Origin of the sequence: Diplocloster hominis, assembly GCF_032380655.1 — a bacterium.
GTDB classification, from domain to species: Bacteria; Bacillota; Clostridia; order Lachnospirales; family Lachnospiraceae; genus Diplocloster; species Diplocloster hominis.
Map to the genome: position 1 here is coordinate 1 of NZ_JAWDIY010000038.1, position 16,435 is coordinate 16,435.

At 48.6% G+C, this 16,435-nt stretch carries 13 protein-coding genes; 2 read left to right on the forward strand and 11 right to left on the reverse strand.

Annotated features, from left to right (window positions below; genetic code table 11):
- Positions 1 to 413: 413 nt before the first annotated feature.
- The 4 genes from mnmA to ABC831_RS22495 form a co-directional block, all read right to left on the reverse strand.
- Positions 414 to 1,514, reverse strand: coding sequence for a tRNA 2-thiouridine(34) synthase MnmA (gene mnmA / locus ABC831_RS22480; protein ID WP_343250314.1), 1,101 nt, complete (start codon positions 1,512 to 1,514; stop codon positions 414 to 416).
- A 16-nt stretch (positions 1,515 to 1,530) separates the two neighbouring features.
- Positions 1,531 to 1,968, reverse strand: a complete 438-nt coding sequence (gene nifU / locus ABC831_RS22485) for a Fe-S cluster assembly scaffold protein NifU (RefSeq protein ID WP_343250315.1) — start codon at positions 1,966 to 1,968, stop codon at positions 1,531 to 1,533.
- Between the two features lie 117 nt (positions 1,969 to 2,085).
- Positions 2,086 to 3,264, reverse strand: a complete 1,179-nt coding sequence (gene nifS, locus ABC831_RS22490) for a cysteine desulfurase NifS (protein ID WP_343250316.1) — start codon at positions 3,262 to 3,264, stop codon at positions 2,086 to 2,088.
- A gap of 14 nt (positions 3,265 to 3,278) precedes the next feature.
- Positions 3,279 to 3,743, reverse strand: a complete 465-nt coding sequence (locus ABC831_RS22495) for an RrF2 family transcriptional regulator (RefSeq protein WP_343250317.1) — start codon at positions 3,741 to 3,743, stop codon at positions 3,279 to 3,281.
- Between the two features lie 121 nt (positions 3,744 to 3,864).
- Between ABC831_RS22495 and ABC831_RS22500 the strand changes: the two genes are divergently transcribed.
- A complete protein-coding gene (locus tag ABC831_RS22500; protein WP_343250318.1) occupies positions 3,865 to 5,406 on the forward strand; it encodes a putative polysaccharide biosynthesis protein in 1,542 nt (513 codons plus the stop codon).
- Here ABC831_RS22500 and ABC831_RS22505 read toward each other — a convergent pair.
- Both ABC831_RS22505 and ABC831_RS22510 read right to left on the reverse strand, forming a co-directional pair.
- Positions 5,362 to 6,021, reverse strand: a complete 660-nt coding sequence (locus ABC831_RS22505) for a hypothetical protein (protein WP_343250319.1) — start codon at positions 6,019 to 6,021, stop codon at positions 5,362 to 5,364. The genes ABC831_RS22500 and ABC831_RS22505 overlap by 45 nt on opposite strands.
- 1 nt (position 6,022) lies before the next feature.
- On the reverse strand, positions 6,023 to 7,354 hold the full coding sequence (locus tag ABC831_RS22510) for an AAA family ATPase (protein ID WP_343250320.1): 1,332 nt from the start codon (positions 7,352 to 7,354) through the stop codon (positions 6,023 to 6,025).
- 631 nt (positions 7,355 to 7,985) lie between these two features.
- Between ABC831_RS22510 and ABC831_RS22515 the strand changes: the two genes are divergently transcribed.
- A complete protein-coding gene (locus ABC831_RS22515; RefSeq protein ID WP_343250321.1) occupies positions 7,986 to 9,212 on the forward strand; it encodes a [Fe-Fe] hydrogenase large subunit C-terminal domain-containing protein in 1,227 nt (408 codons plus the stop codon).
- A 25-nt stretch (positions 9,213 to 9,237) separates the two neighbouring features.
- Here ABC831_RS22515 and ABC831_RS22520 read toward each other — a convergent pair whose 3' ends face one another.
- From ABC831_RS22520 to ABC831_RS22540, 5 genes are read right to left on the reverse strand one after another with little or no spacing between them, the layout of a single operon-like run.
- Positions 9,238 to 12,090 carry a glycoside hydrolase family 2 TIM barrel-domain containing protein gene (locus tag ABC831_RS22520; RefSeq protein ID WP_343250322.1) on the reverse strand — a complete coding sequence of 951 codons (2,853 nt, stop codon included), beginning with the start codon at positions 12,088 to 12,090 and terminating at the stop codon, positions 9,238 to 9,240.
- Positions 12,077 to 13,840 carry a cache domain-containing sensor histidine kinase gene (locus ABC831_RS22525; RefSeq protein ID WP_343250323.1) on the reverse strand — a complete coding sequence of 588 codons (1,764 nt, stop codon included), beginning with the start codon at positions 13,838 to 13,840 and terminating at the stop codon, positions 12,077 to 12,079. The genes ABC831_RS22520 and ABC831_RS22525 overlap by 14 nt, the downstream gene beginning before the upstream one ends.
- Positions 13,837 to 14,646, reverse strand: a complete 810-nt coding sequence (locus ABC831_RS22530) for a response regulator transcription factor (protein ID WP_343250324.1) — start codon at positions 14,644 to 14,646, stop codon at positions 13,837 to 13,839. Before ABC831_RS22530 ends, ABC831_RS22525 begins: the two co-directional genes overlap by 4 nt.
- A 23-nt stretch (positions 14,647 to 14,669) precedes the next feature.
- Positions 14,670 to 15,497, reverse strand: a complete 828-nt coding sequence (locus ABC831_RS22535) for a carbohydrate ABC transporter permease (protein WP_343250325.1) — start codon at positions 15,495 to 15,497, stop codon at positions 14,670 to 14,672.
- A gap of 13 nt (positions 15,498 to 15,510) precedes the next feature.
- A complete protein-coding gene (locus tag ABC831_RS22540) occupies positions 15,511 to 16,392 on the reverse strand; it encodes a carbohydrate ABC transporter permease (protein ID WP_343250326.1) in 882 nt (293 codons plus the stop codon).
- Between the last annotated feature and the right edge of the window lie 43 nt (positions 16,393 to 16,435).

Genomic DNA, 16,435 nt, shown 5'->3' on the forward strand with positions numbered 1-16,435 from the left:
GCCCGGAACACTGTCCGAGCCGTCCTGTGGCGAGTTTGTTCCGGGCCCTGCCAATAAGAGGTTCTCCCGTCTTCGGAGTTAGCCGTTCTTAGGTCCGGCCGAAGTGATTTGGCCCCGCGGGATTTGCTGCCCGGCTCCCCAAGACACGCCGCTTCCCTTCAGTCCGGACCCCAGTATCAAAATCCCCATTTCCCAAAGTTGGCCGTGAATCATAACGATTTTATATTAACGCTTTTCTGTTACGATTCCAGTCTCACCCCATATTAAAAAGAAGGTGGCCGAATAAGTATTCCGTCCTGCATAGGACAGAATGTTTTGTTCAGCACCTTCTTTTCCATTTTTCAAATCCATTATACAAAACCAGGATTATTGTTGGTCGCAGAGTGGGTCTGCGCTTCGTATATGCCGGGCGGTCAGTCTTGGGAACCTCTTTGCAGGATCGTTCCGCCTCCCAGTACACAGTCTCCGTCGTAGAAAACTACGGCTTGTCCGGGAGTTATGGCTCTCTGCGGGTCCGCAAAGGTACACCGGATGCGGTCGTCATCCGTTTTTTTGATGCGGCAGGGCGCGCCTTTGTGGCTGTAACGGATCTTTCCGGTTACTTCCAGTTCTTCCCCGTTCTCCATGCCGGGGACCGACATGAAGTTCAGGTGGTCTGCAGTTAGTGTGGCACTAAAGACGTCCCCGCTTTCTCCGATTACGACTTCATTGGTTTCCGGGCGGATCTCGGTCACAAAGACGGGATGGCCCATGGCGATGCCCAGGCCTTTCCGCTGGCCCACGGTGTAATGGATGATGCCGGCGTGGCGGCCTATGATCTCTCCGTCCTTGGTTACAAAGTTGCCCGGGGGGAATTTGGTACCGGTGTATTCTTCGATGAAACCGGCATAGTCCTGGTCCGGTACGAAGCAGATCTCCTGGCTGTCCGGTTTGGCCGCTACCCTCAGTCCGATCTTCTGAGCGATATCGCGGATTTCTTCCTTCGTGTATTCGCCTACCGGCATCAGCGTGTGGGCAAGCTGCTGCTGGGTCAGGTTATAGAGCGCGTAGGTCTGGTCTTTGGCTGCGGTGGCTGAACGGCAGATCGCATATCGGCCGTTTGGCAGCCGGGTGATACGGGCGTAATGCCCGGTGGCAATATAGTCCGCACCGATGTCCAAGCTCCGTTTTAACAGGGACTCCCATTTGACATAGCGGTTGCAGGCGATGCAGGGATTCGGTGTCCGGCCCCGCGTATATTCTTCTGCAAAATAATCGATGACATGCTTCTGAAATTCGGATCGGAAGTTCATGACATAGTAGGGGATGCCGAGGCTTTGGGCCACTCTTCTGGCATCGTCCACAGCGCTAAGACCGCAGCAGCCTCCGTTTTCCTCCTGTATGTCCCTGTCCTCTTCCTGCCAGATCTGCATGGTGACACCGATCACTTCGTATCCCTGCTCTTTTAATAAGTAGGCGGCCACCGAGGAATCCACACCTCCGGACATGCCCACCACTACTTTTTTTCTATCCATGGAGGTTCCTCCGGCTTTAGTAGTCTTCTTCGTCTTCTTCCTCACTGATATCGGATTTGGGCTTCTCCAGCCCCTCTATTTTGATATCGTGCTTTTGTGCATAATCCCACAGTGCGGCATGGATGGCTTCCTCCGCCAGAAGAGAACAGTGGACTTTTACCGGAGGCAGTCCGTCCAGTGCTTCCATAACTGCTTTATTGGTTATTTCCAGGGCTTCCTGGACAGTCTTGCCTTTGACGAGTTCTGTAGCCATACTGCTGGTGGCTACGGCTGCCCCGCAGCCAAAGGTTTTGAATTTACAATCCTGAATGATTCCGTTGTCATCGATATCCAGGTACATCCTCATAATATCTCCGCACTTGGCGTTTCCTACAGTGCCGACACCGCTGGCATTTTCTATTTCCCCTACATTTCTGGGATTTTGGAAGTGATCCATCACTTTTTCTGAGTACATAGTTTATTCCTCCTACTGATCTTTGTTTTCCCGGCCTGCCGCCTGATGCAGCTGGCGTTTATTTTTACCGGCTTCTTCAAAATTAATCTGTAATTCTCTTTCAGTCAGACGTGGCTTTTAATTCTGCCTGATAAAATCCTCATACAGAGGCGACATGCTTCTGAGCTTTGTGACAATCTTTTTAATGGATTCCACAACAAAATCGATGTCATCTTTCGTTGTCTCAGCGCTTAAGGTGAGACGCAGGGAGCCGTGAGCGATCTCATGAGGCAGTCCGATGGCCAGCAGTACATGGGAAGGGTCCAGAGAGCCTGAGGTACAGGCCGAACCGCTGGAGCCGCAGATGCCGTCCATATCCAGCATGATCAGCAGGGATTCCCCTTCTACGAACTGGAAACTGAAGTTGGCATTGTTGGGAAGGCGGCTGGTCCGGTGTCCGTTCAGTCTCGTGTAGGGCACTTCCTTTAACACGCGGTCAATCAGGTAGTCCCGAAGTTCCTTCTCCTGCGCCGTTCGGTTTTCCATCGTACGAACCGCCAGCTCCACCGCTTTTCCGAGGCCCACGATGCCGGGGACATTCTCTGTGCCGGCCCTACGCTTACGCTCCTGGGCTCCTCCGTGGACAAAGGAACGAATTTTTACACCTTTGCGAATGTACAGGAAGCCGATTCCTTTCGGTCCGTTTAATTTATGGCCGCTGGCGCTTAACATATCGATCTGGTATTCATCCACATCGATGGGCACCTGGCCGAAGGCCTGAACCGCATCCGTGTGGAATAGAATTCCGTGCTCACGGGCGATCTCACCGATTTCTTTGATGGGCTGTATGGTTCCGATCTCATTATTGGCAAACATCACGGAAATTAGTATGGTATCCGGACGGATGGCTTTCTTTAACTGATCCAGTTTTACGACTCCGAATTCGTCCACATCCAGGTAGGTTACCTCGTATCCCTGCTTTTCCAGGTATTCCCCGGTATGCAGGATCGCATGGTGCTCGATCTTCGTCGTGATAATATGTTTTCCTTTATTCGCATACGCCTCGGCGGTGGCTTTTAACGCCCAGTTATCGGCCTCGCTGCCGCCGGCGGTAAAGTAGATCTCATTATCATTGGCATGCAGGGCTTTCGCGATGGTTTCCCGGCTTGTGTCCAGTGCTTTCTTACTGATTCCGGCAAATTCATACACGCTGGATGGATTCCCGTAGTACTCTGTAAAATAGGGAATCATGGCTTCCATAACTTCCGGTGCAGTCTTTGTTGTCGCAGCATTATCTAAATAAATTAATTTTTTCATGGCCCTTTCTCTCCTTAATTTTTGCAGCCTTTGTGATAATCCTTCAGATGGCTGTCACATTGCTTTGTCTTACTTTCTTCTATTAACTGGCTTAAATAGATCTCATCCACCGTCTTGTTGACGCTGTCGTTAATCCTCTGCCAGACATACTTGGTTACACAGGCTCCCGCTCCACTGCAGCCGCCTTCGTCGCTGATCCCCGGGCACTCCACCGGGTCTAAACTTCCCTCCAGTGCCCTTAAGATATCTCCCACGGAGATCTCTTCGGAAGGTTTGGACAGCATATATCCTCCGGACGCTCCCCGGATGCTGGTGACGATACCCGCTTTCTTAAGCTTCGCAATCAGCTGTTCCAGATAGCTCTCCGATATATCCTGCCTGGCGGCGATACTTGCAATCGATACCGCTTCCTCTTCGCTGTGGACTGCGAGGTCTATCATAGCCCTTAATCCGTATCGTCCTTTTGTGGACATTTTCATAGGCTTCACCTCAATTCCCAGTAATTTACTCGGATTTCGTTCTAAGAATATCACCCTTTCCATGTTCTGTCAAGACGTCTAAAAGAATATATTTACATAGATTATAAATTTGGAGATTCCTATGAAAAAGCACATGCTGATCCGCGGAACCCTGATTTTGACCATTACCGGGCTGGTCACCAGAATCATTGGGTTCTTCTATAGAATATTCTTATCACATACGATCGGTGCGGAAGGGATGGGAATTTACCAACTGATTTTCCCCATTCACTCCATCTGTTTCTCCCTGACTGTGGCCGGTATCCAGACTGCCATCTCCCGCTTCGTGGCTGCAAAAGTCTCCACCGGTGACGACCGCAGCGCCAAGGATACCCTGTATGTAGGCCTGGGCCTTTCCACTGTTCTGTCCTTCCTGGCCAGTTACCTATTGTTCCAATACGCGCCGTGGCTGTCCGTACATATGCTGGGCGAGCCCAGATGTTCGGTTCTGCTGCAGATCACAGCGATTTCCATCCCGTTTGGTTCCATCCACGCATGTATCAACGGTTATTATTACGGGCTGCAGAAAACCTCTGTTCCCGCCATGACTCAGCTCATCGAACAGGTGGTGCGGGTGGCCAGCGTCTACCTGCTGTATCTGATCTGTCTGGAGAAAGGATTTGCCGTAACCGCTTCCATCGCAGTGATCGGGCTGGCGGTGGGGGAACTGGTCTCCACCCTGTACTCCCTGACCGCACTGGGGTACCACTTTCACCGCAATCCGGTTCAGTCCTCCAGGACGGCCACTCCCTTCTCCCAGCTTCGCAATATTTTCACCCTCTCGCTGCCCCTGACGGCTAACCGGGTACTGATCAACCTGCTGCAGAGCGCGGAAGCGATCCTCATACCGGGCCAGCTTCGACTGTTCGGAATGGATAACACCGGGGCGCTCAGTGTATACGGTGTGCTGACCGGTATGTCCATGCCGCTGATTTTATTTCCCTCCGCGATCACCAACTCCGTGTCCGTGATGCTGCTGCCGGCGGTGGCTGAGGCTCAGGCCAGAAATGACCGCCGCATGATCGGGAGGACCATCGAAAATACGATCAAGTACTGCCTGATTCTCGGCATTATGTGTACCGGTGTATTTCTGGCCTTCGGGGATGAGATGGGGCTGTTTATCTTCAATAATGAAATGGCCGGCAGTTTTATCGTTACTCTGGCCTGGATCTGCCCGTTTCTCTATCTGACTACCACCTTGTTCAGTATCATGAACGGATTGGGTAAAACCACTACGACTTTCCTTTTTAACATGTTCGGGCTTGGGGTAAGGATTGCTTTTGTGTTCTTCTGTGTCCCCCGCTATGGGATCAAGGGCTACCTGTGGGGTGTTCTGGTAAGTGAACTTGTGCTGACATTTATGGGAATGTTCGTGCTGAACCGGGAGGCGGCCATGGATTTTCCTTTGCACGACTGGGTGGTGAAACCGGTGATTTCGATTCTTATCGCCATAGGAGGCGGTCTATTGAGTTATTCCGTATTAAAAAAACTTTCGATTCCGCTGGATCTGATTGTCATGGGTATTTCAGCCGGGATTATCTGTGTGCTTTATGTTATCTTACTGCTGGCTTTTGGGGCGTTACATTTGCGGAAGCCTTATTCCGGGGTGAAGGAGGGGCGGTAAATGATTCTGTTTGCATATTTTCTCGCTGAGACAATTCAATCCCACTGCCTCACAGATAGCATGTATCTCGTTGCAAATATGCGGTAAAATCACCTCAATATCCAATGCCTTTACCAATCCATCACACCGAGTTCCCTTAATATAGGTTCTGTTTGCTTTATGAAACAGGTATTCCAGCCCTTTTGTCCCTGTATAGGCGGTCATATTGATCTTCTTGGACAATTTTAGATATGTACGCAGGCCCTCATAATCGTATAAGAACCAATCCTCAATAGATTTGCGGGCCTGTACCCTGCTGACCCGATAAGCCCCTTTATATTTCAATTCCCTGATAACCTCAGGCCAATCGATTGGCGGTTTCTTTGCAAATTCAAATACATCTGTATCATAACATAAAATAATATCGTATAAGCAGTCAGGGTAGTCTTTCTTTATTCTTTTTTCGAAGATACGTGAAACTTTACTTTTATAATTGCCAACTCCCTTTACATTCTTTAGGACGATATTGCAAAGAAACCTGCCACCACATTTCTGCCGCAAAGAAGCCAACAATACTTTATAAAATTCTTCTTCCGTATCTCCCTCAACAAAAATAACAACTACTTTATCTGTCATACTATTTCTCCAAATATTCTAATAAAATATCAATGTCATCTTTTCCACCAGACAAAAGATCAAAAATGTAGCTGCCAACTGATTCGCTGCAATCTGAAGCATCCTTCAGCAGCTGTTTGATCTTACGATCGTCAATTTTTGAGAAATCAGCAATCCCCTGATTATTTGGCTTTCCAATATAAATATCCTCTGTGTTAACATACTGCATCAAATATGGAGAATGACTGGCTATCATGATTTTACAATCTCTTGACAATTGAGACAGCACACTCAGATATCCCTGAAGCAAATTTGGGTGTACTGAATTTTCCGGTTCTTCAAATGCAATAAGCGTAATATCAGATATATCCGCCAGCACAATATAAGTCAGCATCAGGAATATTCTTTTTGCACCGTCAGACAGACTTTCAAAGTCTAATGGTTGATTCATATTATCATCCTGCACATACATGGCATATACTTTGTTTGAAACCATATACGGCACTTCATTGGAGAATTTTGATGAATAGGTTTCTCCTAAATCAATTTCTCTCACATCAATCATACTGATGTTGGGAAAAAGTTGAAAAAAAGCATTTACTAAAATGTCATATTTCGCTCTAAACTTCTTTTTAATATAGAAAATTGCTCTGGGAATATTCTCAATTTCATTGAGATCAAATTCATCGAAATTCGTATGAATAAGAGGATTTTTACAATACCATCCAGACGCATCCAAATGCCTCTCAATATATACATTGATTTTGTTTAATTCAACAATCACATCTGTATAATAAAGTGAATCGATCAGCATTAGCTTATTCACCATCAATTCATCTTTTTCTACTTTTAATATATTATTACATCTGCCGGTAACTGAAGTCTTATATAAATTTTTTTCATCTCTGCAAATCAGTTTATTATACTTTTGAGCCTTTTCGTCCTCTTTCAAAGCCAGCCATTCTTTCACAATTTCTTTGCCACTGCCATTGTTTTTAATCCAAACAAACTCAAATCCATAGTTCACAAAATATACTTTTCCATTATGAATCGTCGTAAATACAAAATCTGCCACAAAATTTTTAGAATCAATATATTTATTCAAAGGAATACCATGATTCCAAGACATCATGGTGTTTTTATCTACTTTATCTGCCCGAATAAAATCAATAGCAAATTCAATCGCCTTCATCAAATTAGATTTCCCATAGCTATTAACAGAAATTAAAGAAGTAATATCTCCAAATGTGATCTCTGTATTTTCAATATTTCGGAATCCCTCAATTCTTACACTAACTATTTTCATATTATTTAATCCTCTTCTTAAGCCATTATCTATAATCCATCTTTTCATATCCATTATACCACTTATTTCATTTCACGCAATATTATTTTTCGTTTATTTGACTATATTATATCCGATTTTATCATTCTAATTCATTTGCGAAATATTTATTTGCATTTATTTATTTTTTCAATAGAAAAGATGTTTACAAAACTCTCTGCCTGTGGCAAAATCGTTCCCCTTCCCCCTCTTTTTGTTCCCCATAATTATTATATCGAAGGGCTTCACTTTTTATAGCTATGAGCACTTAGCGGCTGATTTTTAGCCGCTTACGTGCGATGCATGAAAAATAGTCAGCGAGGCTTTTTCGAGCGCTACTATTTTTTATATAACTATGATATATGGGAATGCCCGCAATTAGATTTATAACAGGATTATTTATTAAGACTCATTAAACACGTATATCACATCGAATATTGATACAAAATATCAGTATATTAAGAAATTATGAAAAGAGATAAAAACAAAAACCCTGACAGCCAATTATCAACCGCCTGCGATCTATGAGCTTCCGTACAAACCAGATCCACCGCATCGGAAATAATCAGATTCTGAATCCAATCATTGGATTCAGCAATACAAAGTATGGGAAAGGTGTTTCATAATAGAGACAGAAAACTAAGAAAAGGAAAATAAAACAATGACTTTTGAAGAACTGTATCGGGAAGTGTTGAAACGAACTTTGAAGCCGGACAAAAAGCCGCTGCCGGAGCACGAAGCCGGCCATCTGGACTGCCTGCTGTACCCGGAAAAATATCCGCCGGTTTTGCGTACCGAGTCCTGTGAGAAGTGTGAATATGACCAGGCCTGTGAGAAGAGCTGTGTATTTGACGCGATCGTTCCTGGTCCGGATGGGAAGCTTATCATCGATCCGGATCTGTGTACCGGCTGCGGCGCCTGTATCGAGGCCTGCCATTCGGACAAGCTCACCGCCAGCAGAGATATCCTGCCCGCTTTAAAAGCGGTACGGGATAAGGAGAAACTGGCCTACGCTTTAGTGGCGCCGGCTTTTCTGGGCCAGTTCAGCGAAGATGTGACACCCGGAAAGCTGCGCAATGCCTTCAAGGCCCTGGGCTTTGACGGCATGGTGGAAGTGGCTCTTTTTGCGGATATCCTGACCTTAAAAGAAGCGCTGGAATTTGACAAGAACATTCTGCATGACGGGGATTATCAGCTGACCAGCTGCTGCTGTCCGGTATGGATCGCCATGATCCGGAAGATTTACCGGGATCTGATGCCCCATGTACCCGGTGCGGTTTCGCCCATGATCGCCTGCGGCCGCGTGATTAAAAAGCTGCATCCGGAAGCGGTTACCGTGTTTATCGGCCCCTGTATCGCGAAGAAAAGCGAGGCCCGGGAACCGGATCTGGCCGGAGCCGTTGATTATGTTCTTACGTTCCAGGAGATACGGGATGTTTTTGAGGCGGCCGACATCGATCCTGCCCTTCTGCCGGAGAGCGAAAAGGATCACTCTTCCCGGGCAGGCAGGATCTATGCCCATACCGGCGGAGTCAGTGAAGCGGTAAAATCCACCGTGGAACAGCTGAATCCCCACCGGAATATCGCGATACACACCAGACAGGCCGACGGTGTGCCGGCCTGCCGGGCCATGATCCAGCAGCTGGAGAATGGAGAGATCGACGGTAATTTCTTCGAAGGTATGGGCTGTGTCGGGGGCTGCGTCGGCGGTCCCAAAGCGATTCTGAACCGGGAAGAGGGCCGCAGGCATGTGGAGGTCTACGGCGATGACGCCGCCTATTACACTCCCCTTGAAAACCCATACGTGATGGAATTGCTTCATCGGCTGGGATTTGACACGGTGGAGGATTTACTCCACAAGAGCGATATCTTTACCAGGGATTTTTAAGCTTCTGAACTCTGCCTCAGATTCCTTATCCTTCCGGCTTTGGACCGTCTTCTTCACTCAGAATAACCGGAGCACAGATGCCTGCCTCCCCATTTTCCGTATTCTGATTGCGAATCACCACGGTACAGATTCCTGTCTTGCCAAACGCGGCAGGAATCTCTGCTTTCAGCGGTCCTAATGTCTGTTGGACCCGCTCTGCCACCTGTTCTTGATTCAGGCTGACCCAGACCTGGCCTTTGATTTCCGGAAAGTACAGGTATCTGCCTCCCTTATTTCCAGTTAAGGACAGCTGGGTTTGATAAACTCCGTATTTATCCAGCTTCCCGGTAAATTCGCTCTGGGGCCTGCCGTGGAACTCGATGGGCTCGAAGCTGTTCCGATCGTTGACATCGGCGTTTAACAGAGCGTCCGGCTTCTGGTCAAGAAGCTGGTGATACATCCTCCATCCTTCCACGACGGTGTCTTTCGCCTCTTCCACGTACGGGATATGCGCTACCGGCCGCACCGGCAGGATTACCTCCGCTTCCTTTAACCCCTCCGATCTCACACGGACAGTGACGGTATCCGAACCATGGTTTCGAATCACCGCCTGGGCATATCCGTGAAATAATTTCCGGCATGGGGCAGTATCCGGCTCGTGGGAATTGGGATCTCCGTTACCGGTGCCGATCAATACGCCTCCGCCGCTTATTTCAAAGAATACGGTCTGGTCTGCGTCAGGAATCACATGCCCTTCCTGATCCACCGCGCAGACATTAACGACGACGGCATCCAGGCCATCCCCGCAAAATTCTGCACGGCTGGTGCTGACCTTAAGCGCACAGGCCGCCTGGGGCGCCTCCAGCGTGTGCCGGGCCGCCGGCTCCTTGTCCCTGTACCCTACGGCCTTCAGCTTACCAGGTTCATAAGGAACACAGATCAGCTCCGGCTTGAAACGGTCTGCTGTCTTCCTCTGAATCATCCGTCCATTCACCGTAATTTCCACTTCCTGGCAGTTCGTTATAATCAGCACTTTCACCGGTTCGCCGGGCGTACTTCTCTCTCCCCACGGCGCCGCCAGATGCACCATGGGCGCTTCCGTCCAGAACGCCTGATATAAATAACAGGCCTCCTTTGGAAACCCGCAGGAATCATAAGTCCCGAAGAAGGTTCCCACACTCGGCCACTCAAATGGCGTGGGCTCACCCCGGTAGTCGAATCCGGTCCAGATAAAGCCGCCCGCCACATACTGCCGGTCCATCACCCAGCGCCATGCTTCCCTGTGAACAGCGCCCCAGGGAGCACAGGACTCGTCATAGCTTGCAATCTTATGGCGTTCTTCGTCATCCTCATACTCGCCGCGGACCATAAATGCGCTGGCTGTCTCAGAACCTACCAGAGGAATATCCGGATACTTGCTGTGGAACTCATCATAGCGCTGTGGATTGTAGTTGATTCCCACCGCATCCAGAGACAGGGCAGCGCCTTCCTCCTCCAGATACCCCCCGTTAAATGATCCCAGCACCGGCCTTGTGGTGTCCATTTCATGGACCGCCTTGCGCATCCTGGCCGCCATGCGTCCTCCCCGGAGTGTTCCCTGCAGCGGCTCCTCATTGAAAATAGAATACAGGATCACACTTGGATGATTCCTGGCATTGCGGATGATCCCTCTCACCTGGGCAAGCGTGTCCTCATCAGAGGAAAACGTCCGGTTTTCTTCCATCACCATCATTCCCAGCCGGTCACAGATATCCAGGATCTCCGGGTCCGGATTGTGGGCACACCGGTACGCGTTGGCTCCCAGTTTCTTCAGCAGGCTGACCCGGTATTCCTTGACCGCATAGGGGACTGCCACTCCGGTCCCCGCGTGATCCTGATGGCAGCAAAACCCCTTTAACTTTATATTCTCACCGTTGAGCCAGAATCCGGTGTCTGCATCCAGACGGATCGTGCGGAATCCGAATCTTGTGTTCAGATAGTCCCGGGAACCTGAATCTGATCCGGAGGCTTTCTCAGATCTTGTTCCTTCTTTCCTCTCTTCGGACTTTTCACCATCCGTTCCCCTGCAGACAGACCGTACTTCATAGAGGACCGGATTCCCGGTACTCCAGATTTTTGCCTGATCCACCGTAATGCTCTGCTTATAAACGGCACTCTCAAATCCGGGCACATATCCGCACACCGCAGGAAACTCCTGCTGCTTTTTCCTGTCCAGATACAGGGCGGCTTCCAGCCGCATCCTCTGATCCCGTCCGAAGCTGTTTTCGACCGTCGTCTCTACGTCCAGCTTCCATGTACCGTCCGATTGCTGTTCCGGTTTTACATATACTCCCTGGTACGCGATATGAACAGGGCTTTTTTTGACCATCCAGACATTCCGGTAGATTCCGGCCCCTTCATACCACCAGCCCTCCCAGGCGTCTGCCTCGATCCTGACAGCCAGCAGGTTGACCGCAGGAGCAAAACAGACCATATCCGTGATATCAACGCAAAAACTGTTATAACCGTAGAACTGCCGTTTACACAGGGTACCGTTTATATAGATAAATGCTTTGCTGCTCAGGCCCTCAAATTCCAACAGGATCTGCTTATTCCTGTCCTCCTCCTGAAACCGGAATTTTAAACGGTACCATCCTGTCCCCCGCTTCTTATAGCCGTGATTAGGGGACGCCTGTTCCTCAAAGGGCTTTCCCGTCACCCAGTCATGGGGCAGGTTCACCGGTTCCCAGTCCGAATCATCAAAGGACAGCTCCGCGGGGCCCTTGGCGCCGCCCGCCTTTGTATAGTCGTATATATCGTCATGCCGTACTCCGGCCGGCAGATCATTGCAGTCCGTTTCCTTAAATTTCCAGCCCCGGTTTAAGCACCAGACACCCGGCTGATCTTTATAAAATTTCATGTTCTACCTCCTCAATGGGGATTTCTATCGTAACACAGGTTCCCTCCTGCTCCCGGCTGTCAATCTTCAGGCCATATTTCTCTCCATAACGCAGTTTCAGCCGTTTATTCACATTCTGCACACCGATAGACATATGTTTTCCATTCGTCTTGTCCGTAGGATCTTCCAGGATATGACGGACCATTTCCTCATTCATTCCGATTCCGTTGTCACTGATTTTAAGCTCGATTCCTTTTTTCATCATGCAGCCGGTGATCCGGATCTGCCGGTCCCCCTGTTTTTTGGACAAACCATGCTCAATGGCATTTTCGATCAGAGGCAGCATAATATGCCTCGGTACCTGTTCATACAGGACATCCTCCTCCACATCGATCTCTATCTTCAATGATTCCCCATACCGGTACCGCTGTATGCGCACATAGGCCTCCACCGCATCCAGTTCTTCCTCAAAACTGATCAGTTCCTCCTCCCTCAAAGAGAAACGCATCAGATAGCCCAGGCTTCTGGAGACCTCGGCGATATCCTTCTCCTGATGCAGATTGGCCAGCCAATGGATGGTGTCCAGCGTGTTATACAGAAAGTGAGGGTTGATCTGCATTTGCAGTGCCTTGATCTGCGCCTGCTGCTTCAGGCTCTTTTCTTCATACACATCATGAACCAGGCTTTTCATATCGATAACCATTTTATTAAAACTTTTATGAAGCTGTCCCACCTCGTCATTATATTTCTCTGTGGTATGGATATTAAAATCCCCTTTTGCAAATTGTTCCATCGCAAAGGCCAGTTCCCTGACCGGACGGGATATCCCTCTGGCTACCCAGATACTTAATATGGTAATGACGGCCAGGATCAGCATTAAAAGGCCCACCGTGATTTTCTGCAGGTTTCTGAGCTGTTCATTATATTTTTCATCTTCCGAGATGCTGACCAGTGTCCAATCCACAGTGTCTAAGGCTACGGAGCACACCTGTTTTTGGGTATCCGCCGCATTGACCCGCCTGACCAGTCCGTTTCCTTCCGGATCTACCAGCAATTCCATATTAAAGGGAGTGTTTCCCGGATTCCCGGTCAGAATTGTGCCTCCTGCATTTACCAGAAATATCTGATCATTTTTTGTAAATACAATATTCCGGAACACATCCTCAATGTATGACTCATTTACATACAGCACGATATACCCTAAAGGTTTCTGGTTCGTAATGCTGTAGATTAATTTTCCAACCGGGATCACGGAAAGGGAATTGTCCGTGTCAAACCATACGTTTGAGCCCTTGGCGTCATAGATGGCCCCCACCGGCAGACCGGACGGGTCCGGATAGTTATCATCCTTGGTCACATAGACCGTTCCATCCAGCCTGTACAGAAAGGCTGCCCGGATGGCATCCACCTTAGTGATCTGGCTGATTAACTTATTTTTCAGATCAATTCCTATCTCGACCGCCTCATAGTCATCCAGTTTTTCCTGGTTCACCAGTTTTAACTGCTCCTGGATCTCCCGGTTGGTGGAGATATCAAATAATACCCTCTCAACAGCTTCGATGTTGTAATCAATATTTTTACCGATCTGGCTCATAGTATTCTGGATGTAATGTCTGGAATTATCCAAAATCAGTGCGGAAGAAGTCCTGTAAAAATAAGCCGTCAGGGAAGCCAGAGAAAGGAAAACCAAGCCAATCATGATCAGAATCAGCTTGGTCTGGATCGGCATATTTCCGAAGAACCGTTTGATATGTTCCAGAACCGTTTTCATTCTTCCCTCCCGCTGTTATTTCGGATAAATTCCATCAGGCTGCCCTCCGACCTGCCCGCGCAGCTTCTGCGGTATTCCATCGGAGTTTTCCCGAAGGTCTTTCGGAACAGCTGGCTGAAGTAACGCTGGTCATTGATACCGATCTTTCCGCAGATGGCATAGATCTTCAGGTCTGTGTTGGCCAGCAGTTCCGCCGCTTTGAGCATCCGCATGAGCCCCAGTATCTTTGTAAAATTATAATTGGTCTCCTTTTTGATGAGCCTGCTCAGATAAGTCGTGGAGAAATGGGTGTATTCGGCCAGGGACGTCAGGGTGATCTCGTTCATGTAATTCTTTTCAATGTAGTCCAGGATCCATTTGATCCCGCCGTCCCCGCCGGCGGAAAACACTTCATCCCTTGCCTGCTCCATATTCTCCCTGCGGACCCTCGCCGAGTCCTGCCCTAATTCTTTGACAGCCCGGCTCACCGTCTCCAGGATTTCATCCGGATTCGACGGCTTCAGCAGATAATCAAACACCCCGGTATTGATGGCCTGTTTGGCATATTCGAAGGTCCCGTATCCGGACAGCAGGATCAGTTTGCATCTGCGCTCCCCGGAAGCGATCTCTCTGGACAGCTGCAGGCCGTCCAGTCCCGGCATCCGGATATCGGTTATGACTATATCCGGCTGGTAAGCGGAGATCAGTTTCAATGCGTCCACCCCGTTATCCGCCACCTGCGTCTTTGTAATACCAGCCTTTTCCCAGGGCAGAGCCATCAGACCCTGCCGGATAATCATCTCGTCATCGACTATGAGCAATTTCATGGATTTTCCCCCCGGATTCCTTCCTACCCCTTGACGGCGCCCGCGATCATGCCGTCTATAATCTTCTCATGCAATATTACATATACAATAATTACCGGAATGACAGTGATCACAATCGCCGCGATCATTCCCACATAATCCGTGGAGTAAATCCCCTGAAATTCTGTCAGCCCGATCGGCAGCGGCATTTTCTTCTTATCTGTCAGGAATATCTGGGAGAATAATAAGTCATTCCAGATATTGATAAAAGAAATAACGGTAACCGTCACGATCCCCGGAACCACCACCGGCGTTACCACCCTGCGAAATGCCTGGAACAGGGAACAGCCGTCTATGATAGCCGCCTCCTCAAGCTCCCTTGGTACCGCGATAAAAAAGCCGGTCAGGATAAAGATCGCGGTGGGCAGCGCGAAGGTGATGTGGGGTATGATTACGGCCAGATAGGTGTTTAATATCCCGATTTTATTGAATATGGAATACAGCGGGATCACGGATCCATAGGCCGGTATCATCAGTCCCAGCAAAAAGATGCTGAGTGTTGTCTTTGAGAGCTTCCATTTTAACCGCGTCACCCCGTAGGAGGCCATGACCGACAAAACGATCGTCCCGGCCACGGATATGGCGCTTACCACCACGGAATTCAGGAAATAGATCCCGATCTTGCCGTCAACAACCGCATGCTTATAATTATCAAGCGTCCATACGCGGGGGAATCCCCAGGTATTCGTAAACAACTCCTCCTGTGTCTTAAATGAGTTCAGGATAAGCCAAAGCAGTGGGTACAGACAGGCGATTAAAAACAGAATCAATATAACATATTTTAATATAGTTAATACCCTTTGTCTATTCATACTTTCCTCCCGCCTAGTAATCAATTTTTTTGCTGGAGAATATCAGGTTGATAATCACCGTCGCGCCGATACACAGCACCAGCAGCATGGTCGCTATGGTACTGGAGTAGCCGAATTTCAGCGCTTTGAATCCCTGGGTGAACATATAGGTGGAAAGCACTTCACTGGCGTGATTCGGACCTCCTGAGGTGGTTACGGCCACCAGGTCGTATAATTTCAACGATCCGGTTACGATCAGTACGGAATCGATTTTCAGGATCGGTTTCATCAGGGGGAAGGTGATTTTGGTAAACTGCTGCCAGCGGCTGGCACCGTCTATCGATGCCGCCTCGTACAAAGCGGCGTCTATGTTCTTCATTCCCGCCAGCTGAATCACCATATGGTATCCCACGAACTGCCACATAGTGACCACGATCAGAGCCGGTATGACCGTTTTCTCGTCCGACAGCCAGATATGGACACAGGAATCCAGACCCACCGCTTTCAAGAAACCATTGACCAGCCCGAAGTCCGGGTGGTAGATAAAGGTCCACAGCATTCCAATGGCCGTACCGCATATGACGGAAGGCATAAAGTAGACGCTCTGGAATAACCTGGAGCCCTTGATTTTCTGGAATAATATGTTGGACAGCAGCAGGGCCAGCAGCATATGGGCTGCGTAGGACCCGAGCACAAACTTCAGGTTATTTGCCACCGCCTGCCGGAAGAACTGGTCCTGAAACAGATGCACATAATTTTTCAGGCCCACAAACGTGGAGTCTCCCAATAAATTGGTCTTAAAGAGGCTTAAATAAAGATTATACAGGATCGGAATCAGCCCGAATAACAGGTATACGAGGAAAGCCGGTCCCACGAATAATGCAATATATTTCTTTTTGCTGAGGATCTTATCCATCCTTTTTGCTCCTTTCCGGTAAAGTAAGCCGGCAGTCTGCGGT

What these genes read in the sequence shown, in the direction of transcription:
- ABC831_RS22530 (WP_343250324.1), bottom strand. Translation starts at nt 14,646, where the DNA reads ATGAAATTGCTCATAGTCGATGACGAGATGATTATCCGGCAGGGTCTG.
- ABC831_RS22520 (WP_343250322.1), bottom strand. Translation starts at nt 12,090, where the DNA reads ATGAAATTTTATAAAGATCAGCCGGGTGTCTGGTGCTTAAACCGGGGC.
- ABC831_RS22505 (WP_343250319.1), bottom strand. Translation starts at nt 6,021, where the DNA reads ATGACAGATAAAGTAGTTGTTATTTTTGTTGAGGGAGATACGGAAGAA.
- ABC831_RS22510 (WP_343250320.1), bottom strand. Translation starts at nt 7,354, where the DNA reads ATGAAAAGATGGATTATAGATAATGGCTTAAGAAGAGGATTAAATAAT.
- ABC831_RS22495 (WP_343250317.1), bottom strand. Translation starts at nt 3,743, where the DNA reads ATGAAAATGTCCACAAAAGGACGATACGGATTAAGGGCTATGATAGAC.
- nifS (WP_343250316.1), bottom strand. Translation starts at nt 3,264, where the DNA reads ATGAAAAAATTAATTTATTTAGATAATGCTGCGACAACAAAGACTGCA.
- ABC831_RS22525 (WP_343250323.1), bottom strand. Translation starts at nt 13,840, where the DNA reads ATGAAAACGGTTCTGGAACATATCAAACGGTTCTTCGGAAATATGCCG.
- mnmA (WP_343250314.1), bottom strand. Translation starts at nt 1,514, where the DNA reads ATGGATAGAAAAAAAGTAGTGGTGGGCATGTCCGGAGGTGTGGATTCC.
- ABC831_RS22535 (WP_343250325.1), bottom strand. Translation starts at nt 15,497, where the DNA reads ATGAATAGACAAAGGGTATTAACTATATTAAAATATGTTATATTGATT.
- ABC831_RS22515 (WP_343250321.1), top strand. Translation starts at nt 7,986, where the DNA reads ATGACTTTTGAAGAACTGTATCGGGAAGTGTTGAAACGAACTTTGAAG.
- nifU (WP_343250315.1), bottom strand. Translation starts at nt 1,968, where the DNA reads ATGTACTCAGAAAAAGTGATGGATCACTTCCAAAATCCCAGAAATGTA.
- ABC831_RS22540 (WP_343250326.1), bottom strand. Translation starts at nt 16,392, where the DNA reads ATGGATAAGATCCTCAGCAAAAAGAAATATATTGCATTATTCGTGGGA.
- ABC831_RS22500 (WP_343250318.1), top strand. Translation starts at nt 3,865, where the DNA reads ATGAAAAAGCACATGCTGATCCGCGGAACCCTGATTTTGACCATTACC.